Origin of the sequence: Azospirillum brasilense (assembly GCF_003349955.1) — a bacterium.
Lineage (GTDB): Bacteria > Pseudomonadota > Alphaproteobacteria > Azospirillales > Azospirillaceae > Azospirillum > Azospirillum brasilense_B.
Map to the genome: position 1 here is coordinate 32,067 of NZ_QLKQ01000026.1, position 19,708 is coordinate 51,774.

A 19,708-nucleotide genomic window follows, 5' to 3' on the forward strand; every position below is an offset into this window, starting at 1 on the left:
ATGAGGACGGGAGGGATCATGCTGGCACTGCTGTCGAAGACCACACGCCCGGCGATCGACTGGGACCGCCTGAGCCGACGGATTCTGGATCGGAGCGCGCAGGCCTGCTGGGTGGTGGATCGCGAACTGGTCACCGTCGGGGTCAACCCGGCGCTGTGCGCCTTGCTCGGCTACCGGGCCGGGGAGCTGGTCGGAACCCATCTTCTCGCCTATGTGGCCGAGGAAAGCCGGAGCGTCCTGGAGCGGCAGGCGGCCATCCGCGACCTGACGCCGCACCGCAGCTACGACGTCACCCTGATCCGCTCCGACGGGAAGCCGGTTCGCGCGATCTTCAACGACTCGTGGCTGGACGGCGATGCCGACTCGGACGATGGGCCGGCGCCGGGCTTCTGCATCTTCGTCACCGACATCACCCGCCGCGTCGAGGAGGAGATGCAGCGCGCCCTGCGGGTGGACCAGCTGGCGGACGCGGTCGCGCGCATGAACCGCTTCCTGGGGCAGATCTGCCAGGAGTTGAAGGACCCTCTGAACGCCATACTGGGCGCCACGCAGATGATTTCCTCCGACGTGGCGTCTCCCGCTCCGCCGGATGGCGCGCCCGGCCATGGGGCCGCGCATCTGGGCGCCTACGCCGCGCTGTGCAGCGACGCCGGGCGGCAGATGATGCGGACCATCGAGAATTTGTCGCTGTGGTCCCGCCTGCAGCTGAATCAGGTGCCGCTCGATCTGCGGAGCTACGAGTTGGGCGGCCTGCTCCAGGACGTGCTGGAGGAGCTGGCGCCGCGCGCCCGCGCCCGCGACATCCTGATCGTCAACCGCATCGTCGCCACCCCGGTGCTGGGCGACCTGTCCGCGCTGAGCACCGTGCTGAAGCATCTGGTCGAGAACGCCGTGCGCTTTTCCCCTTCGGGAAGCATGGTCATGCTGTCCGCCGCGATGACCGACGGACGGGTGAACGTGCGGATCCAGGACAACGGGCTGGGCATTCCGGAGGATCTGCAACCCCATCTGTTCCGAATCGATCCGCACCACGCCGCCCCCGGCGCCGACGGTGAGATGGGGAGCGGCCTCGGCCTGCTGATCTGCAAGGCGCTGGTGGAGCGCATGGGCGGCGGCATCCGCGTCTTCAGCAAGGCGGGCGGCGGAACCGCGGTCACCCTGACCCTGACCCAAGGGGTTTGCGCCGGATTGTAACACCGGCAAACGGATGGCTCTCCCAACCGTTTCCCCCGGCCGGGGTGAGGGGTGGCGGGATCGGGGTGCCCCATGCGGGGAATCCGAACATTCAGTTGTCAACAGGGCACAGACCCGCGCGAAATCGCCGCGTCGCGAGTCCGGCATCAGAATCCAATTGACAGGCGTGAGCGCTGCAACACCCTCCGGAATCGGGAAAGGCAATGCATTTCAATGGTTTGTGTGACATGCTCAAAAAATGGGCAAATCGCGCTATGGCCTTGTCGCGCTTGACTCGAATCGGGGAAAGCCGGGCCTTGTCAACACAGTTATCCACAGACTCTGTGGAGAGCCTACGCGGGAGGTGAAGGGAGAGGCGCCCCGCCCCATAACCTTTGGCGGGAGGGCCATCCATTCAGAATAAGTACTTCAGATTTTAGGCGCCGCGCATTTTTGCCGCTATAGTGGTTGTGCCTCATCCCACCGTGTTGCTCCAGTCCAACCGGCACCGGGTGAGCAGTGACGGGAGGAGTGCCCATGCTGGATGTCTATGGGACGTCTTGCCCGGCGGCGCGTCCACGCCGGTCATGGCGCGCGGCGACCGGTGAAACACGCGGCCGACGCGTGCAGGGATTTGCCGCTCCGGCTCTGGCGGCGGTGATGCTGTCCGCGTTGATCCTCCATCTCCTGCTGACGCTCGCCGCTCATCTGGGCGGGGCCGACATGGCTGGGGTGCTGGCGGTGGCGGTGGGCATGGCGGCGGTGCTGGTGGTTTTGCTTCCCTTTGCCCTGCTGTGTACCCGGCGGGCTCAGGAAGCGCTGGCGGCCGGTTCGGATCGCCGTGGGAGGACGGTTTCGCCACAAGGTTGAAGCGGCGCCGGTCGGGGAAATCCCGGTTGCCCCCTTTTGTAAGTCCGCGCATAAAGTGATGACGCCGTGGCGATGAACGGCGCTGTTCGGCGGGGGCTGTGCATGGGGTTGTTCGATTTTCTGAAAGTCACCGTCAAGGATGAGAAGAAGGCGGCGCCGCGCCGGCCCAATCCACCCGGCGGCCCGACAAACGTGATCGAGTTCGACGGCAAGAGCTTTCCGTTGGCCGGGGTCAGCCACAAGGGCTTCGTGGCGACCGGCTTCGACGGCTCGCTGATTCCCAGCCAGACCGCGCGGATCACGGTGCGGATCGACGACGCCTGCGGCAAGTTCACCTTCGCCGCCACCGTGACCATCGAGGAGGTCAAGGGCGGGTCGGTGTCCGGTGCCTGGAACATGCTGCCGCCGGAGGTCGAGACGACCATCCGCAAGTACCTGCAGATCCGCAAGCAGAAGACCGGAAAGTAAGACGGACGGTCTTGACCGGGCGACCGCCGTTCAGTTGGCGGTGCGGAGCGCCGCGTCGCCGGCTTTTCCTCCGGCCTTCACAGCGGCGTTCGCCCCAGCGTTAACCCCAGCGTTGACCAGGGTCGGGGCCATGGCCGGCGTGGCGAGCTGGTGCATCCGCTCGATCCATTCCGACAGGGTGACGAACTCGCAGCCCTTGGCGCGCATCGCGGCGATCACGCGGGGCAGGGCGTTGAGGGTGGACGGGTAGGTGGAGTGCAGCAGAAGCACGCTGCCGGTTCCCGCCTCGGTCTTCACATGCTGCACGATGCGGTCGGGGTCGCGGACCTGCCAGTCGCGGGTGTCCACGGTCCACAGGACCGGGCTCATGCTCTCCTCGCGGGCGATGGCCAGCAGGTCCGGCGTGTAGCGCCCGTACGGCGGCCGGAACAGCACCGGGTTGGCGCCGAAGCCGCGCAGGATGCGGTTGGCCTCGGCGATCTCGTGGCGCTGCGCCTCGGGGTCCATGGCTCGCAGGTCGGCGTGCGTCAGGCTGTGGTTGCCGATCTCGTGCCCGGCGGCGATGAAGTCGCGGATCACCTCGCCCTGGTTCTCGGCGACGCTGGCGACCGGAAAATAGGTCGCGGGGATCTTCTCGCGGTTCAGCACGTCCAGGATCTGGCGGGTGACCACCCGGTGCGGCCCGTCGTCGAAGGTGAGGGCGCAGAGATTCCAGCCCTCTTCCTTCAGCGTCGCCGGCATGACGTCGAGCGTCGTGTCGGGAACCACCGCGCCCAGCCGGCCCTTGCGGCGCCCGGACTTCTCGATGGCGGCCATGGTCCGGGCGGCCTCCGGGGGGTAGGTGATCGCGACGTCGGCCTTGCCGTCCCCGCCGGGCCGGGGCGGGGCGAGTTGCGCGCTGTCGGCGGCTGGTCTGATCTCCGGTGCCTGTTGGGGCGAAGCCTGAGGCGGTGCCGGCAGGGGAGGCGCGGGCGGCGGCGCGTCGAGGACGAGGCAGCCGAACCCGGCGCCGAGCATGCGGCGGCACAGCGCCGTCACGTCCAGCCCCACCGGGGCGGTGGCCCGCAGGGCGACACCCTCGCCCTGGCGCCGCGCGTCGAGCGGAACGACCGCCGGGCTGAGGCCGTCCGCCAGATCGGGGGAGCGGCGGCGCAGGCTGTCCCACGCCCACCAGGCATCCCCTTCCCTTTGGAAAAGGCCGAGTTGCAGCAGCGACGGCCCATCGGCGGCGCGGGCGGCGCCATCCGGGAGGGCGGCCAGCACTCCCGCGGCCAGCGGCAACGCGAACAGGAAGGAGCGGAAGCGGCGCAGGCCCGTGGGAAGGGAGGACGTGAGGGAGCGTCCGTGTTCAGGCCGTTTCACACGTTTCTCCTCCGGATCGTCGCCGTCGTCGAATACCACCCCTTCGGGATTAATTCAAACGGCGCGGCTTTTGCCGGTCCGCCCGCTCCGATCATCCCTTCGGGAGGAACCTTCGGTGTTCCGCCGCGGTTGACGGGGAGCGCGCCCGGCCCAAAGGCCCCATTCCGCAGAGGGGGCGGGCGGCGCGGAACAGGAACGGACAGGAGGCAGCCCGGATGGCGGACGATTTGGAAAGCCGGATCAGAGCGCGCGCTCACCAGATCTGGGAGCGTGAAGGCCGTCCGGAGGATCGCGCCGAAGACCATTGGAAACTGGCGAGCGAGGAAATCGCCATCGAGGACAATTACCGGGACACGTTGCGCCCGAATCCGGCGCGCGGCCCCGACGACGTCGCGGAACGGACCGAGCCGGTCGAGCCCGTGCTGAGCATGGAAAGCCAGGGCGAAATGCCCGGCATCGCCGACCAGGGCGAGGAATTCCGCATTCCCGGCCGGTCCCGCGACTCCTGACGGCGGCTCCCACCGCTTTCCTCACGTCGTGCTTAGAGAGGATCCCCCATGGACACGAACCTGGAAATCGCCTTCCACAACATGGACTCCCAGCCCGAGTTGGAGGCCTACATCCGCGAACGGGCGGAGAAGACGGAAAAGCTGTTCGACCGGCTGGTCGGCATGCGGGTCGCCGTGGAAGCCCAGCACCGCCAACACAAGACCGGCAACGTCTTCGACGTCCACATTGAGCTGATGGTGCCGGGCCAGGACATCGTGGTCAGCCGCAAGCCGAACAAGGCGAAGGAGCGCTACGCCAACCCCGATGCCCGCACCTCGATCCGCGACGCCTTCGAAGCCGCGGATCGGCAGTTGAAGGAGTACAAGGACAAGATGCGCCGCGACGTGAAGGTCCATGATCCGGAGCAGCCCGGCCGCGTCTCGCAGCTCAACCCGACCGAGGACCACGGCTTCATCACCACCAACACCGGGACGCAGCTCTATTTCCACCGGAACAGCTGCCTGAACGTGGACATGGACCAACTCAGGACCGGCGACCCGGTGAAATATGTGGAGGCGACGGGCGACACCGGCCCGACCGCCGCCAAGGTGTGGCGGGCCTCCGGGTCCGACACCGAATTGCGGGCCACCTGACGAAGAAGCCCCCGCCAAACGGCGGGGGCTTTTTTCTTTGAACGGCTCTCGGGTCAGGCTCTCGGGTCAGGCTCCCTGGGGCATCGGATCGGCCGGGCCGGGGGCGGTCGCGTCCGGTGCCGCGGCCGGGACGAGGTCCTCGTTCAGGTCGTAGATGTCCGGATGCAGGCGGACGGCGTCGCGGTCATCCACCGTCGCGGTCCAGTAGACGAAGCGCACCGGCACCGGCTGCGACAGTTTGATCCACTGCGGTTCCTGCCGGTCCAGCATGCGGTCGAGCCGCGCCGTTGAGACATGCTCGGTCGCCAGAAGCGCCTCGGCCATGCCGCGCGCGTCCTCCAGGCGGACGCAACCGGAACTGACGGTGCGGATCTCGCGGTCGAACAGCCTCGGCTCGTTGGTGCCGTGCAGATAGATGTTGTAGGGGTTGGTCATGTTGAACCGGTAGCGGCCCAGCGCGTTGTGGTCGCCCGGCTGCTGGACGATCCGCACGCGGCGCGGCGAGACGTTGCGCCAGTCCACCACGGCCGGCTCCACCGGGGCGCCATCCAGATAGACCACCGCGTTGGCGATGCCCGGCGTGCCCTTGGCCCGCAGCAGGGGCAGTTTGTCCTCCTTCAGGACGGTGGGCGGCACGGTCCAGGTCGGGTTGACGATGACGTGGGTGATCTGGTCCTGGAGCAGCGGCGTCTCGCGCGACGGGCGCCCGACGATCGAGCGCATGGTCAGCGCCTCCTCCCCGTCGCGGACCAGCGTGGTGGTCTGGCTGGGCAGGTTCACCAGGATCACGGTGTCCGGCGCGGTATCGCGGAAGGCGCGCATGGACAGCGCGCTGCGCCGCATCTGGGCGGCAGCCTCCTGCGGGCTGCGGTCCAGCGCCACCCGCGTGCCGCCGCCGACCAGGCCGTCGACCTTCATGCGCTGGCTGAACTGGAAGGCGCGCACCGCGGTGTCCACCTCCTCATCGTACAGATCGCCCCGGCGCAGCGGGTCGAGGAAACCCAGTTCGGCCAATCGCTGCGTCAGGCGTTCCACGCGTTCGCCGCTGCTGCCCTTCTTGAGCAGCGGGCCGGACCCGATGCGGGTGATGGCACGCTCCGGTTCCGCCTCCAGCACCGTGGCGGCGGCGTCCAGCCGGTCGGCCCAGCCGGTCAGCGTGTCGCGGTAGGGGGCCGCCTCGGCGGTGGCCGGGGTGGCGGCCAGGGTGGCGGCCGTGCCGGCGATCACGGACAGCGCCAGCGTCAGCGCGGCCAGGACCGGCGCCGGGCGGCGTCGGTGGTCGGTAAGCGTCTGGGATGCGTGCATGATCCGTCCTCGGCTGGCAGGTGGTCCGATCCCCTGTCCTTTCTATCGAATGTAGTACGTGAACCCCCGTCCGGCGAGGCGGGGACGGGCGTTCCAGGGGTCGGGAAATCGGCGTACGGCCTCCGGCCAGGGGGCAACCAGTGCGGGTGAGGGCATCGGGGGCCGATTTGTGACCGATTCGGGCCATTTTCGGGTTGATCCCGGCCAAGCCCTAGCCTATAGGGAATAGTCGTTCGCTATGACCACAATATTTTGGTCCTATCCGAACAATCCCTAGGGGGCCGTCCGGCGCTGGAACGGTGCGGCCCGATCACCAAAATGCATAGGGAGTGATGCTTTTGGGGAGTGACGACCGTGCCGCGCCGATGAATGGGCGCGAGACTGGCCGCCGTGGGTTTCTGACCTTCGCCGCCGCGACCCTGACCGCCCTGGCCGTTCCGGTCCTGGTGCCCGCCGCGCCGGCCCTTGCGGCCCCCCTGGCCGGGGGCGTCCGCCGACTGGCCCTGCACAACATCAACACCAACGAGCAGTTCAGCGGCGTCTATTGGGCCGATGGCGCCTACCGACCGGACGCGCTGAAGAGGCTGGACGTGCTGTTGCGCGATCACCGGGCCAAGCAGGTCGGCCGCTACGACCCGCGCCTGTTCGACGTGCTGGCCCGTCTGCACCAGACGCTGGACAGCGACGAACCCTTCCGGGTCATCTGCGGCTACCGCTCGCGCCGCACCAACGCCATGGCCCGCCGCCGCTCGCGCGGGGTGGCGAAGGAAAGCTACCACACCCGCGGCATGGCCATCGACGTGATGCTGCCGGATGTCGAGTTGAAGGCCATCGCCACCGCGGCCCGCGGCATGGAAGCCGGCGGCGTCGGCTACTACCCGCGCAGCGGCTTCGTGCACATCGACACCGGGCCGGTCCGCACCTGGTGACGTCCTACCCCGAGGCGGACCGCGATCCTCGTCACCGGCGTCATAGGCCGGGTTGCCGTACGCCCTGGTCCGGGCGCCTGCCCAGTCGGTAGGCACCCCGGAACCATGGCCCGACGCGCCGGTTGCTCCAATCGGAATTCCCCGAACGAGCAACACGGAGGGCGACGAAGGCGATGTTCTGCAAACACGATCTGGAACGACTCCTGACCGTCGATGCCGCCCCGGCGGTGTCCATCTTCCTGCCCACCCACATCGCCGGGCGCGACATCCGCCAAGACGTGATCCGGCTGCGCAACCTGCTGGCCAAGGCCCAGGACCAGCTGTGCGAGAAGCACGGCCTGCGCCGGCCCGACGCCGAAGCGTTCCTCAAGCCGGCCTCCGACCTGCTGGAGCAGAACGAGTTCTGGCGCCACATGGACCGTGGGCTGGCGATTTTCCTGGCCAAGGGCGTGTCGGCCATCCACCGCGTGCCCGTCGAACTGCCGGAGGAGGTCGTCGTCAATGCGCGCTTCACGCTGCGACCGTTGCTGCCGCTGCTGGCGGACGACGGAACCTTCATGATCCTGGCCGTCACCGCCGGGCGGGCCCGGCTGTTCTGCGCGACCCGCCACGGCATCGCCGAGGAGGATGCCGGCCTGCCGCAGGGCGTCGCGGAAATCCATGCCGAAACCAATTACGAAAACAACCTGCACTCAGCCCCGCCGGCCCGCCACGCCGACCGCACGGACCGCGGCGGCGTGTCGATGGTCAAGACCCACAATTTCGGCGAAGACCCCGAGGAACTGCGCAAGGCCCACCTCATCGAGTATCTCGGTCGGGTCGGTGGCCGCGTGCGCGATCACCTGAAGCCCTTCCGCGGCCCGCTCGTCCTGGTCGCCGACGAGGAAATCCAGGGGCATCTGCGCAAGGACGCGCGTCTTCAGGGACTGCTGGGCGAGGGGGTGGTGACGAACCCCGATGCCCTGGACGTGGAGGCTTTGCACCGGCGCGCCTACGCGGTGGTCCAGCCGACGTTCGAGTCGACCCGGCGGACGGCCGTGGAACGCTTCAACGCCCTGTACGGCGACCGCAGCACCGCGGAACGGACGACGACGCGGGCCGAGGATGTGATGGTGGCGGCGCGCGAGGGTCGGGTCGGGGTTCTTCTGGTGGCCGGGAACGAGAAGGTCTGGGGGCATTTCCGGGAGGACTATCACCGGGCCTTCCCGCTGCACCACGAAACGGACGGCGCCATCGACCTCGTCGAGGAGGCCGCCACCGAAACGCTGCTGCGCGGCGGCGAGGTGCATGTGGTGACCAAGGAGGAGCTGCCCTCCGGCGCCTCGACCGCGGCGATCCTGCGCTTCTGATCCCCGTGCCGGGAGGCTTTCAGCCGGTGGGGCGGTGTCCTGTGACGGCGCCCCACCGGCGTTCCGCCGTCAGGTGGGCGCCTTGCCGGGCTTGCCGGCGTGGTAAATGTCGGCCGGGTCCCAGACCGCGCCGTGGCGCCGCCGCTTTCCGCCGTTCGCCTCGACCTTGATGCGGGGCTTGGCCGGTGCTTTCGCGATCGTCTTTGTGCCAGTCGTCTTTGTGCCAGGCGCCTTGCCCAGCAGTGCTTTCGACGCCGTAGGGACCGTCAGAGCGCCTTTCTCCTCCTGAAAACCGTTCGGCGCGATTCTGGTGAGCGCGGCGCTCGCCGGTCCACCGTCCTGCTCGTCCCGACCCTCCTGCAGGTGGGGCGACAAGGAGCTGAGAAGGGACAAGAGTTCGTCGCCAACACTGTCCGGTGCGGCCCGCCACAAGCGCAGCATGCGCGCCTCGCGGCGACTGATGGAGCTGTCGCTGATTCGGGCGTCGTCCGCGCCGGGCGTCTTCGTCGCGGGGGCTGGCGGGTTGTCGTAACAATCGAAGAAGAAGCTGACAGGAACGTCAAGTACCTGTCCCAGGCGGTACAGAGTTCCCGCCGAGATCCGGTTGGAGCCGCGCTCGTATTTCTGGACCTGTTGAAACGTCAGGCCAATGGCCTCGCCCAGCTTTTCCTGGCTCATCCCCAACAAGGTACGGCGCATACGAACGCGCTGCCCGACATGCGCGTCGACCGACCAGGATTCGGGCGATCCGCGCCGCCCCCTTTTGCGCACCGCAGGTTCGCTCATGGACCCGGAACTCCAATGCTTGCGAATAAATATGTAGGATTTGATTATGTTAAAGAGATTGTTCACACAGAACTTTCCGGTGCGCAAGCGGAATCTCTGAAATTACTGAGCGATGGTTATTATATAGGCATGCATCAGAGCGCATGAATTCCCCAGCTCCCTTTTGCCTCACTGTGTTGAAGGCACTGATTGCGGCGCCTTGCGCGCATCGCGCGTGAGGGTTGCGCGCTTGCTCGGAGGGATGCATTAGCAATAAAAAAACAAAATACCGCCTCTGAGCATCTTGAATAACTCAATTTATGGTGATTTTGCCGCCTCCCGCTGGTGTGGAAACACTTTGATAATCAAATTCGGATAGGCCGGATGAGATAGAGTTCGCGTCACAGGCTGCGTCGGGTCCGGGGTTCCGGGCCGGCGGGGCCGGGTGGCGGCGACGGTCGGCTGCGACGGTCGGCGGCGGATTTCCTTGCGCCGCCGCGTCGCAATCAAAGGATCAGGTCGATGCAGACAAGCAGTCTGGCGGGACGCTTCAAGGTCGGGACCCGCATTTACTTTGGTTTCCTCGTGGTGTTGCTGCTGCTGGCGGTGGTGGTCGCCATCGGCGTGCGGGGCCTCGGGGTGGCGCGGGACGGCTTCGAATCCTACGCTGCGGTGAGCAACCACTCGATCCAGGTCAGCTCCATCGACGCGCAGGTCGCCCAGATGCGCCGCCTCGCCCTGACCTTCAACACCTTCGGCGACCCGAAGGTGGCGGATCAGGTGCGCGCCGTCCAGGCGACCCTCGTCAAGGATCTGCGGAGCGCCCTGGACGGCACGACCGGCGAACGCCGCGCCCTGCTGGAGCGGATGAACCAGGTCTTCGCCAACTACGTGACCGACTTCAACACGCTGGCGGAGCTTCGCCTGCGCCGTGACCGGCTGTACGCCGAGCAGCTCGTTCCGGCGGGCGAGAAGGCGCGCGAGACCGTGTCGCAGCTCGTTTCCACCCTGATCGCCGACGGCGAGCACGAGGCCGCGGCCAACGCCGCCCTCGCGCAGGAGCAGCTTCTGCTGGCGCGGCTGGCCGCGTCGCGCTTCTTCACCAGCCCGAACGAGTCGATCATCACGGAGGTGTCGGCCCGCGACGACGCCTTCGGCGAGGCCATCCGCCGGGCGACGGACCGGCTGAGCAACCCGGCGCGCCGGGCCGCGGCGCTGGCCGCGGACCAGCTCTCCGACCGCTACGTCTCGCTGTTCCGCGAAACCGCCGCCGTCATGCTGGAAAACACCCGGCTGGTCGACGTGATGGGCGCCCGCGGCGTCGAGTTCGCCGACCTCTCCGACCGCACCGTCGCGATCGAGGGCAAGGACCGCGATGGCGTTCTGGCCGAAACCACCGGCAGCATGGACCGCACCCTGTCGGCCAACGTGACGATCGCGGCCGGCGCCTTCCTGTTCGGCCTGCTGCTGGCCTGGGCGGTGGCGCGCTCCATCGTCAAGCCGGTGGTGTCGATGACCGAGACGATGACCAACCTCGCCGGCGGCGATCTGGCGGTGACCATCCCGGCGTTGGCCAACCGCGACGAGATCGGGCGGATGGCCCAGGCGGTGCAGGTGTTCAAGGACAACGCCATCCAGAAGAAGGCGATGGACGAGGCCGAGCGCGAGCGGCTGGAGGCGGAGCGCCGGGCCGACGAGGCGCAGCGCGCCCGCGAAACCGCCATCGGCGAGGAGATCGCCGCGCTGATCGACGGCGTGTCGAAGGGCGACCTGTCGCGCCGCCTGGAGCTGGCCGGCAAGGACGGCTTCTACAAGACCATGTCGGCGGGCATCAACCGCCTGACCGACACGGTGGAGGCGGTCATCGCCGATCTCGGCGCGGTGCTCAGCGCGCTCGCCCAGGGTGACCTCAACAAGCGGGTGGAGCGCGACTACCAGGGCGCCTTCCAGACGCTGAAGACCGACGTCAACACGACCTCCGCCAAGCTGTCGGAGATCGTCGGCCAGATCCTGCGCGCCACCGACGCGATTTCCGGCGCCGCCTCCGAAGTCTCGCTGGGGTCGAGCGACCTCGCGGAGCGGACGGAGCAGCAGGCCTCCTCGCTGGAGGAGACGGCGGCGAGCATGGAGGAACTGGGGGCGACCGTGCGCTCCAACGCCGACAACGCCCAGCGCGCCAACGGCATGGCCGCCGACGCCCGCACCGCCGCGGAGTCCGGCGGCACGGTGGCGGGCTCGGCCATCGAGGCGATGAAGCGCATCGAGGCGTCGAGCCGCAAGATCACCGACATCATCGGGGTGATCGACGAGATCGCTTTCCAGACCAACCTGCTGGCGCTGAACGCGGCGGTGGAGGCGGCGCGGGCCGGCGACGCCGGGCGCGGCTTCGCCGTGGTGGCGCAGGAGGTGCGCAACCTCGCCCAGCGCTCCGCCCAGGCGTCCAAGGAGATCAAGGGGCTGATCCTCGACAGCGACAGCCAGGTCAAGGACGGGGTGGAGCTGGTCAAGAAGGCCGGCGACGCGCTGGAGGGCATCGTGTCGGGCGTCCAGCAGGTCGCCGGGCTGATCGCCGAGATGGCCTCGGCCTCCTCGGAGCAGGCGGCGGCGCTCGACGAGATCAACGCCACCGTCTCGCAGATGGACGAGATGACCCAGAAGAACGCCGCGCTCGTCGAGGAAACCACCGCGGCGGCGCAGTCGCTCGCCAATCAGGCGACGGACCTGCGCTCCCTGGTCAGCTTCTTCAAGCTGGACGCCGCGGCTTTCGCGGCAGCGCCCGCCGCCCATCATGGCGGAGGTGTTCAGTCGCTGCGGCGCAGCATCGCTCCGACCAAGCCGGCACCGGCCAAGCCCGCGGCGCGCAAGGCGGCGCCTGCGGCCCGTCCGGTGGCGGCGGGCAAGGCGGCCTCGGCAACCCTGCAGCGTGCGTCGGCCGACGAGGACGATTGGAAGGAGTTCTGATCGGAGAGCGCTGAAAAAAGCGTGCGATGGAAAAGGCGGCGCGGACGTTTGTCAGGGTAGGCCATCACACCGGCCTCCTTCACCAACCGGGAGTGACGAACCCATGACCGCGCGCCGCCCCATCCCCGTAAGCCTCATGGCGCCTCTGTTCCTTGCCGGTGCCCTGTGGACGGTGCCGGCGGGCGCTGCCGACACGCCGTCCCCGCCCGGCGCCACGCCGCCGGCTCCCGGTGCGCCCAGCACGCCGGGGGAGCAGGCCCGCCAGGGGGTGGAACTGCTGATGAAGGCTCTGGAGGGGTGGGTGCGGCAGGTGCCCATGTTCGCTCCCCCCGAAGTCACGCCGGAGGGCGACATCGTCATCCGGCGGCTCGACCGGTCCCGCCCGGCACCACCCAACTCCGGGCCGGCCGAACCGGCGCCGCCGAAGTCCGAACCACCGAAGTCCGAACCGCCGAAGTTCGAACCGCCGGTGCCGAACGCACCAACCGACCTCTAAGGCCAGCGGCAAAGCCCGATACAGCGTGTCACGCAGCGCGCCGGCGTGGCCTTCGATGCGTGGCGAGGCCGCCGAACGGCCTTAACGCTCCCTTAATTCATAGTTAACGGTAGGTTAACGACCGTTCGCGGGCCGAACAGAGGCCGCATGGGGCGGTCTGCGTGACGCGCTGTATCGGCCTTTTCCGCTCCGCCGGTCAGCCGGCGTGCCAGGGGCCTCCGGGGCGGGCGAAGCCTTCCACGTGATCGCGCAGCTTTTGGATCTGCGATGGTGTGAGGGAGAGGCCGAGCCGCGCGGCGAAGGCGGCGGCGAGGGCGCCGCGCGTCGGGCGCTCCCCCCGGTCCGACAGGGCGCGGTACAGTTCGAACGCCGCGGCGTAGCGTTGCAAGGCGTCCGCGCGGCGGCGGAGCTGGGCGGCCTGCGGGGTGGCGGCCGCCTCCAGATGGGCTTCCAGGCGGCGCAGGGCGTCCGCCGCCGTCAGGGCGGGCAGGGGAACGGGGGACTCCGGCTCCCGCTCGGGCCGGCCGATGGCCGCCTTGGCGCGGTGCCGTCGCTGGCGCAGCCGGTCGTCGTTGCGCAGGCGCTCCGCATAGGCGGGGTCGCTGCGCCGCCGCTCGGTGCGGGCCCGGTTGGAGCGGGCGTTGCGCTCCTCCCGATCCGCGTGGCTCTGCGGATCGCTGAGCAGGAAGGCCAGCTCCTCCGCGGTCAGGCGCAGGGAGTCGGTGTCGGGGTCGTTTTCGGCAGTCATGCCGAAAGCAACGTTTCAGGCGCCGTTTCCGATCCATACCACCAAAGAAGGTCACAGTCGGGAGGCGCGTCAGGCCGCGTGGTGCATCTCCCGGCCGTCCGGGCAGGAGCCGGTTTCAACCTGGACCGTGGCGTGGCCGATGCCGAAGCGTCCGCGCAGGGTCTCGACCAGATCGCGCAGCACCGCGTCGCGGTCGGTTCCCGGCGGCACCACGGCGTGCATGGTCAGCAGCGGCCGTTCCGCCGTCAGGGACCAGACATGGACGTGGTGGATGTCGGTGACCGCCGGAACCGCTTCGTGCAGGGCGTTGCGCAGCTCGTCCACGTCGATGCCGACCGGCGTGCCCTCCACCAGGATGTGCGCGCTCTGCCGCACCACCTCCCAGGCGCCGCGCAGGATCAGCAGGGCGACCAGCACCGACAGGATCGGGTCGATGGGTGTCCAACCGGTCGCCAGGATGATGCCCGCCGCCACGACCGCCGCCACCGAGCCGAGCAGGTCGCCCAGCACATGCAGGGCGGCGCCGCGGACGTTCAGGTTCTCCCGGTCGCCGCGGTGCAGGATGTAGAAGCCGGCGAGGTTGCCCAGCCCGCCCAGCACCGCCACCGCCATCATGGTGCCGCCCAGCACCGGCTGGGGCTCCATCAGCCGCTGTGCCGCCTCCCACAGGATCCAGGCGGAGAGCAGGAACAGGCTGAGGCCGTTGACGAAGGCGGCGAGGACCTGGAGCCGGTGGTAGCCGAAGCTGCGCCGCCGGTCGGACGGGCGCCGCCCCAGCCGGAAGGCCAGCCAGGCGAGCGCCAGCGCCGCCGCGTCGGTCAGCATGTGCCCGGCGTCGGCCAGCAGGGCGAGCGACCCGGACAGCACGCCGCCCACCACCTCCACCACCATCAGGCTGGCGGTCATCAGCAGGACCAGCAGAATCCGCCGCTCGCTGTCGGCCGTCACCGTCGCGGTGTGGGCATGCCCGTGGCTGTGGTCATGGCCGTGCCCGTGGTCATGTCCATCGCCATGGTTATGATGCTGGTGATCGTGGTCGTGATCGTGATGATGGGCACCGTGGCCCTGCGGTCCCTGCGTCACTGCCTGCCCCCTCGCGGTCATGCTTGGAATAGGACGACGGCGTCAGGATAGGACCGATGCCGCGCCGCCGTCACGGCGTTTCCGGTCACCGCGATTTCGCTGTCCATCGCAACGGCCCCTCGTGCTAGAGAATGCCTTCGACACGACACGTCACCCATTTCACAGCAGACGGGACCCGGCCGGCCATGACCCCCAGGCAAGCCCTCCAGCAGCGCCTCGCCGCCCTGGACGCGCATCTCCGCGCGGAAAACCCGAACCTCCTCCCGGTCATCCCGACCTTCCGCAATTTCGACCGGGTGCTGGTCCGGCTGGGCCTGCTGGGGCCGCACGAGTCGCTGACCACGCGCATTCCGTGGTGGCCAATGATCGCGGTGCTGGGGACCTTCTCCGCGGGCAAGTCCACCTTCCTCAACGGCTATCTCGGCGCGCCGCTGCAGAACACCGGCAATCAGGCGGTGGACGACAAGTTCACGGTGATCTGCCACGGTCAGGAGACCCGGCGCGAGGCCCTGCCGGGCACCGCGCTGAACGCCGACCCGCGCTTTCCCTTCTACCGGATCGCCGACGAGATCGAGAAGGTCGCGGCGGGCGAGGGCAAGCGCATCGACAATTACCTGCAGCTCAAGACGCTGTCCGGCGACCGGGCGCGCGGCAAGATCTTCATCGACTCGCCGGGCTTCGACGCCGACGACCAGCGCCGCTCGGTGCTGCGGCTGGTCGACCACATCGTCGAGCTGTCCGACCTCGTGCTGGTCTTCTTCGATGGGCGCCACCCGGAGCCGGGGGCGATGCAGGACACGCTGAAGCATCTGGTCGCGAAGACGGTGGACCGCGCCGACGCGCGCAAGGTCTGCTACATCCTGAACCAGATCGACACCACGGCGAAGGAGGACAATCTGGAGGCGGTGTTCGGCGCGTGGCAGCGCGCCATCGCCCAGGCCGGCCTGGTGTCGGGCCGCTTCTACGCGCTCTACGACAGCAGATCGGCGGTCGCCATCGCCGACGACGCGGTGCGGGCCCGCTACGAGGCGCGACGCGACTCCGACCTCGCCGAACTCCAGGTGCGCATCAACGAGGTGGAGGTCGCCCGCGCCTACCGCATCGTCGGCATGATCGACAGCCTCGTGAAGGAGCTGAAGGGCGAGATCGTCCCGCAGCTCGCCGCGGCGATGAAGCGCTGGCGCAAGCTGGTGCTGATCGGCGACGTGGTGTGGCTGGTCCTGCTCGCCCTGCTGTTCGGCGGCATCGCCAGCCTCGCCGGCGGCGACACGGTGTCGGCCTTCCTGACATGGCTGACCCAGTCGCGGCCGGCCTGGACCGGCGGCTTGCCGGTCGGGGTGCTGGCGGCGCTGGTGGTGCTGGGCGGCCTGTTCGGCGCCGGCCATTTCTGGCTGCGCTCCTTCATGGCCAAGCGGGTCGCCCGCAGCCTGCCGGAACGCTACGGCGACGTGGACCTGAACCTGCAGCAGGGCTTCCTGCGCAACACCCGCTTCTTCCGCTCGATCTTCCGCAAGAAGCCGGTGGGCTGGAGCGGCGGAGCGGAGAAGCGCATCTTCTCCATCCGCGAGGCGGTGGCGGAGCATGTCCAGCGCATCAACGACCTGTTCACCGACCCCGCCGGGCGGCGCAACCGCGCCCCGGCGGAGTGAGCGGGCGGCCGCGGAAGAGGGGCGGGGGCCGGACGATGGCGGGGCGGCGGTGCCTTCTGGCCATGCTCCTTCTGCTGGTGGCGGCCGGTCCTGTCCGGGCGGCCCCGCTCGACTCGGCGCCCCTCGGCATGGCCCTGGACTTGGTCACCGGCAACGACTTCGCCCCCTTCACCGGGGAGGACCTGCCGGAGGGCGGCCTGCTGACCGAGATCGTGCGCCGCGCCTTCGGTGAGGTCGGGCTGCGTTACGAGGTGCGCTTCATGCCCTGGCGCCGCGGCTACGACGGCGTCCTGGCGGGCAAGTTCCTCGGCACCTTCCCCTATGTCCGCACGGCGGACCGCGCGATGGAGATGCTGTTCTCCGACCCGCTTCTGGAGGTGCGGCAACTCGTCTACCTGTCCGCCCACGGCGGCATGACCTTCCGCGGGCCGGAGGATTTCCGCGGCCGCACGGTCTGCGCGCCGGTCGGCTACGCCCTGCCGCCGGAACTGGCGGAACTGGCCGCGGCGGGCGCGCTGACCCGGGAAAGCCCGGCGGATCTGCCGGCCTGCGTGCGGATGGTCGCCTCGGGCCGGGTGGACGCTTTCGTCATCGACGAGTTCACCGGGCGGAGCGCCGTGGCGAGGGCGATGGTTGGGGACGAGATCCGCGTCGCCCCCTTGCCCTACGCCCGTGCCGGGCAGCACCTGATTCTCTCGCGTTCGTTGCCGGAGGCGGAGGCCGTCCTGGCCGCCTTCAACGCCGGATTGAGGAAATTGAAGGACGGCGGCGCCTTCGAGGAGATTCTGCGCCGCCATCTGTCCGCCGCGCCGTGAGGCGTTTGGCGCCGAAGGGGGCAGAACACGCCGAATGGGCGTAACGTTTGCGCCATGCGGCATTGCCAGCGCGACGCAAAGTGCTATAAACGCGCGGACTCGATCTTGGAAAAGGGGCGTGGCCCGTGGCCATCGACGCTTCCGTTCTGGTCCTGAACGGACCGAACCTGAACATGCTGGGCGTGCGCGAACCGCACATTTATGGCTCCATGACGCTCGACGATCTGGAAGGCGCGTGCCAGGAACGCGCCGAACAGCTCGGGCTGGCCATCGACTTCCGGCAGTCGAACCACGAGGGCGAACTCGTTTCCTGGATTCAGCAGGCGCGGACGGAGCATGACGGCATCGTCATCAACGCCGGCGCCTACAGCCACACCTCCGTCGCCATCATGGACGCGCTGATCCTGTCCGAGCTGCCGATCGTCGAGGTGCATCTCTCCAACATCTACAAGCGTGAGGCCATCCGCCACCACTCGCACATTTCCGCGGTGGCCAAGGGGATGATCTGCGGCTTCGGCCCTCACGGGTATCTGCTGGCGCTGGACGCCATGGCGAATATCCTCGAGCGCGACTAAGGAACACGGGAAAAACGAACACCATGGCAAGCTTCGACATCGACGGCGATCTGGTCCGCAAGCTCGCGGATCTCCTGCGTGAGACGGGCTTGAGCGAGATCGAGTTTGCCGAGGGCGAGAAGCGGATCCGCGTCACCCGCCCGACGGCCGCCCAGGCGGTGGCCGTGCACGCTCCGGTCGCCGCTCCCGCTCCGGTCGCCGCTGCGGCCGCCGCCCCGGCGGGCAAGCCCGCCAGCCATCCCGGCGCCGTCACCTCGCCGATGGTCGGCACGGCCTACGCCGCGGCGGAACCGGGCGGCACGCCCTTCGTGCGCGTCGGCGACACGGTGAAGGCCGGCCAGACCGTCCTCATCATCGAGGCGATGAAGGTCATGAACCCCATCAAGGCCCCGCGGGGCGGCACGGTCGTCGAGATCCTGATCTCCGACAGCCAGCCGGTGGAGTTCGGCGAAGTCCTTATGATCATCGAGTGAGCGGGGATCATCCCTTGGCGATGTTCGAGAAGGTCCTGATCGCGAACCGCGGTGAGATTGCTCTGCGCATCCACCGCGCCTGCCGCGAAATGGGCATCCAGACCGTGGCGGTGCATTCCACCGCCGACGCCGACGCCATGCACGTCCGCCTCGCGGACGAGAGCGTGTGCATCGGCCCCGCGTCGGCCCGCGAAAGCTACCTGAACATTCCGGCGATCCTGTCGGCGGCGTCGATCACCGGGGCGGACGCGATCCATCCCGGCATCGGCTTCCTGTCGGAGAACGCCCAGTTCGCGGAGATGGTGGAGGAGCACGGCTTCACCTTCATCGGCCCGACCGCGGAGCACATCCGCATCATGGGCGACAAGGTCACCGCGAAGAAGACGGTGATGGAGCAGGGGCTGCCCGTGGTCCCCGGTTCCGACGGCCCGGTGCCGACGCTGGAGGAGGCGGAGAAGATCGGTCGCGAGACCGGCTATCCGATCCTCATCAAGGCGGCGGCGGGCGGCGGCGGCAAGGGCATGAAGGTCGCCCGCAACCCCGACCAGCTCAAGGAAGCCTACCAGCTCGCCCGTGGCGAGGCGCGCGCCGCCTTCGGCAACGACGAGGTCTACATCGAGAAGTATCTCGGCAAGCCCCGGCACATCGAGATCCAGCTTCTCGGCGACGAGCACGGCAACTGCGTGCATTTCGGCGAGCGCGACTGCTCCGTGCAGCGCCGTCACCAGAAGGTCATCGAGGAAGCCCCCTCGCCGGCCCTGAACGCCGAACAGCGCGCCTTCATCGGCGATCTGGCGGCCAAGACGGCGGCGGCCATCGGCTACCGCGGCGTCGGCACGATGGAGTTCCTGTTCGAGGACGGGCAGTTCTACTTCATCGAGATGAACACCCGCCTGCAGGTCGAGCACACGATCACCGAGATGATCACCGGCATCGACCTGGTGCGCGAGCAGATCCGCGTGGCGACCGGTGCCCCGCTCGGCTACGGGCAGGCGGACATCCGCTTCCAGGGCCATTCGATCGAGTGCCGCGTGAACGCGGAGCATCCGGAGACCTTCATCCCGTCGCCGGGGAAGATCGACGGCTACCACGCGCCGGGCGGGCTGGGCGTTCGCGTCGACTCGGCGCTGTACGACGGCTACCGCATCCCGCCGCACTACGACAGCCTGATCGCCAAGCTGGTCGTCCACGGCACCACCCGCAACGAGTGCCTGATGCGGCTGCGCCGGACGATCGAGGAGTATGTGATCGGCGGCGTCGACACCACGCTGCCCCTGCACCAGCGCATCATCGCGCAGCAGGCCTTCATCGACGGCAACTACGACATCCACTGGCTCGAACAGCTGATGGGCATGAAGAAGTAAGCCGTCGAACGGTTCGCCGAACGGTTCGCTGAGCGGGTCAATGAAAAGAGCCCTTCCTCCCAATGGGGGAAGGGCTCTTTTCGTTTGTGTGAGTGTGGGCTTCTCGGGTGACAAGGTCTTCACGGATTTCACGGACCTGGGCACGGATTTCACGGATTTTTATATCCGTGCCCAGTGCGGG

General features: G+C 68.5%; 18 protein-coding genes and 1 pseudogene. 14 read left to right on the forward strand and 5 right to left on the reverse strand.

Translation table 11 applies throughout. The features are described from left to right. The first annotated feature begins 18 nt into the window (after window positions 1–18). The 3 genes from DXK32_RS13565 to DXK32_RS13575 all read left to right on the forward strand — a co-directional run bounded on the left by DXK32_RS13565 (window position 19) and on the right by DXK32_RS13575 (window position 2,511). A complete protein-coding gene (locus DXK32_RS13565; RefSeq protein WP_162801171.1) occupies window positions 19–1,194 on the forward strand; it encodes a PAS domain-containing sensor histidine kinase in 1,176 nt (391 codons plus the stop codon). A 516-nt stretch (window positions 1,195–1,710) separates the two neighbouring features. Further along, window positions 1,711–2,043: a hypothetical protein gene (locus DXK32_RS13570; protein WP_162801172.1), complete on the forward strand. Its 333-nt coding sequence runs from the start codon at window positions 1,711–1,713 to the stop codon at window positions 2,041–2,043. A gap of 102 nt (window positions 2,044–2,145) precedes the next feature. After that, complete coding sequence (locus DXK32_RS13575; RefSeq protein WP_114858995.1) at window positions 2,146–2,511, forward strand: hypothetical protein; 366 nt, start codon at window positions 2,146–2,148, stop codon at window positions 2,509–2,511. Window positions 2,512–2,541: 30 nt separating this feature from the next. On the opposite strand, the gene DXK32_RS13580 is transcribed toward DXK32_RS13575, so the two are convergent. Further along, a complete protein-coding gene (locus DXK32_RS13580) occupies window positions 2,542–3,873 on the reverse strand; it encodes a polysaccharide deacetylase family protein (protein ID WP_247877131.1) in 1,332 nt (443 codons plus the stop codon). Window positions 3,874–4,088: 215 nt separating this feature from the next. On the opposite strand from DXK32_RS13580, the gene DXK32_RS13585 reads away from it, so the two are divergent. Both DXK32_RS13585 and DXK32_RS13590 read left to right on the forward strand, forming a co-directional pair. Next, window positions 4,089–4,382 carry a DUF2934 domain-containing protein gene (locus tag DXK32_RS13585; protein WP_114858997.1) on the forward strand — a complete coding sequence of 98 codons (294 nt, stop codon included), beginning with the start codon at window positions 4,089–4,091 and terminating at the stop codon, window positions 4,380–4,382. A gap of 48 nt (window positions 4,383–4,430) precedes the next feature. Beyond that, window positions 4,431–5,015 carry an HPF/RaiA family ribosome-associated protein gene (locus tag DXK32_RS13590; protein ID WP_114858998.1) on the forward strand — a complete coding sequence of 195 codons (585 nt, stop codon included), beginning with the start codon at window positions 4,431–4,433 and terminating at the stop codon, window positions 5,013–5,015. Window positions 5,016–5,081: 66 nt separating this feature from the next. On the opposite strand, the gene DXK32_RS13595 is transcribed toward DXK32_RS13590, so the two are convergent. Next, the gene (locus tag DXK32_RS13595) at window positions 5,082–6,320 is read right to left on the reverse strand and encodes a L,D-transpeptidase family protein (RefSeq protein ID WP_114858999.1); all 1,239 of its coding nucleotides are present in this window, start codon (window positions 6,318–6,320) and stop codon (window positions 5,082–5,084) included. A gap of 332 nt (window positions 6,321–6,652) precedes the next feature. On the opposite strand from DXK32_RS13595, the gene DXK32_RS13600 reads away from it, so the two are divergent. Both DXK32_RS13600 and DXK32_RS13605 read left to right on the forward strand, forming a co-directional pair. Continuing rightward, window positions 6,653–7,249, forward strand: a complete 597-nt coding sequence (locus tag DXK32_RS13600) for a DUF882 domain-containing protein (protein WP_051657771.1) — start codon at window positions 6,653–6,655, stop codon at window positions 7,247–7,249. Window positions 7,250–7,422: 173 nt separating this feature from the next. Next, window positions 7,423–8,598 carry a hypothetical protein gene (locus DXK32_RS13605; protein ID WP_114859000.1) on the forward strand — a complete coding sequence of 392 codons (1,176 nt, stop codon included), beginning with the start codon at window positions 7,423–7,425 and terminating at the stop codon, window positions 8,596–8,598. 504 nt (window positions 8,599–9,102) lie between these two features. Here DXK32_RS13605 and DXK32_RS13610 read toward each other — a convergent pair. After that, window positions 9,103–9,384: pseudogene (locus DXK32_RS13610) on the reverse strand (helix-turn-helix domain-containing protein); the annotation flags it as partial. 501 nt (window positions 9,385–9,885) lie between these two features. On the opposite strand from DXK32_RS13610, the gene DXK32_RS13615 reads away from it, so the two are divergent. Then, complete coding sequence (locus tag DXK32_RS13615) at window positions 9,886–12,324, forward strand: methyl-accepting chemotaxis protein (RefSeq protein WP_114859001.1); 2,439 nt, start codon at window positions 9,886–9,888, stop codon at window positions 12,322–12,324. Between the two features lie 103 nt (window positions 12,325–12,427). After that, window positions 12,428–12,820 carry a hypothetical protein gene (locus DXK32_RS32140; protein WP_162801173.1) on the forward strand — a complete coding sequence of 131 codons (393 nt, stop codon included), beginning with the start codon at window positions 12,428–12,430 and terminating at the stop codon, window positions 12,818–12,820. A 196-nt stretch (window positions 12,821–13,016) separates the two neighbouring features. Here DXK32_RS32140 and DXK32_RS13625 read toward each other — a convergent pair whose 3' ends face one another. Together DXK32_RS13625 and DXK32_RS13630 are read right to left on the reverse strand one after the other, a co-directional pair. After that, a complete protein-coding gene (locus DXK32_RS13625) occupies window positions 13,017–13,568 on the reverse strand; it encodes a hypothetical protein (protein ID WP_114859003.1) in 552 nt (183 codons plus the stop codon). A 69-nt stretch (window positions 13,569–13,637) separates the two neighbouring features. Next, complete coding sequence (locus tag DXK32_RS13630) at window positions 13,638–14,651, reverse strand: cation diffusion facilitator family transporter (RefSeq protein ID WP_247877132.1); 1,014 nt, start codon at window positions 14,649–14,651, stop codon at window positions 13,638–13,640. 185 nt (window positions 14,652–14,836) lie between these two features. On the opposite strand from DXK32_RS13630, the gene DXK32_RS13635 reads away from it, so the two are divergent. From DXK32_RS13635 to accC, 5 genes are all read left to right on the forward strand, one after another. After that, window positions 14,837–16,300, forward strand: coding sequence for a dynamin family protein (locus tag DXK32_RS13635; RefSeq protein ID WP_114859005.1), 1,464 nt, complete (start codon window positions 14,837–14,839; stop codon window positions 16,298–16,300). A 62-nt stretch (window positions 16,301–16,362) separates the two neighbouring features. Next, on the forward strand, window positions 16,363–17,115 hold the full coding sequence (locus DXK32_RS13640) for a substrate-binding periplasmic protein (RefSeq protein ID WP_247877133.1): 753 nt from the start codon (window positions 16,363–16,365) through the stop codon (window positions 17,113–17,115). Between the two features lie 125 nt (window positions 17,116–17,240). Continuing rightward, window positions 17,241–17,690: a type II 3-dehydroquinate dehydratase gene (gene aroQ, locus DXK32_RS13645; RefSeq protein WP_014241158.1), complete on the forward strand. Its 450-nt coding sequence runs from the start codon at window positions 17,241–17,243 to the stop codon at window positions 17,688–17,690. A gap of 23 nt (window positions 17,691–17,713) precedes the next feature. Then, on the forward strand, window positions 17,714–18,163 hold the full coding sequence (gene accB / locus DXK32_RS13650) for an acetyl-CoA carboxylase biotin carboxyl carrier protein (RefSeq protein ID WP_114859007.1): 450 nt from the start codon (window positions 17,714–17,716) through the stop codon (window positions 18,161–18,163). Window positions 18,164–18,183: 20 nt separating this feature from the next. Then, window positions 18,184–19,527 carry an acetyl-CoA carboxylase biotin carboxylase subunit gene (gene accC, locus DXK32_RS13655; protein WP_014241156.1) on the forward strand — a complete coding sequence of 448 codons (1,344 nt, stop codon included), beginning with the start codon at window positions 18,184–18,186 and terminating at the stop codon, window positions 19,525–19,527. Window positions 19,528–19,708: the final 181 nt, after the last annotated feature.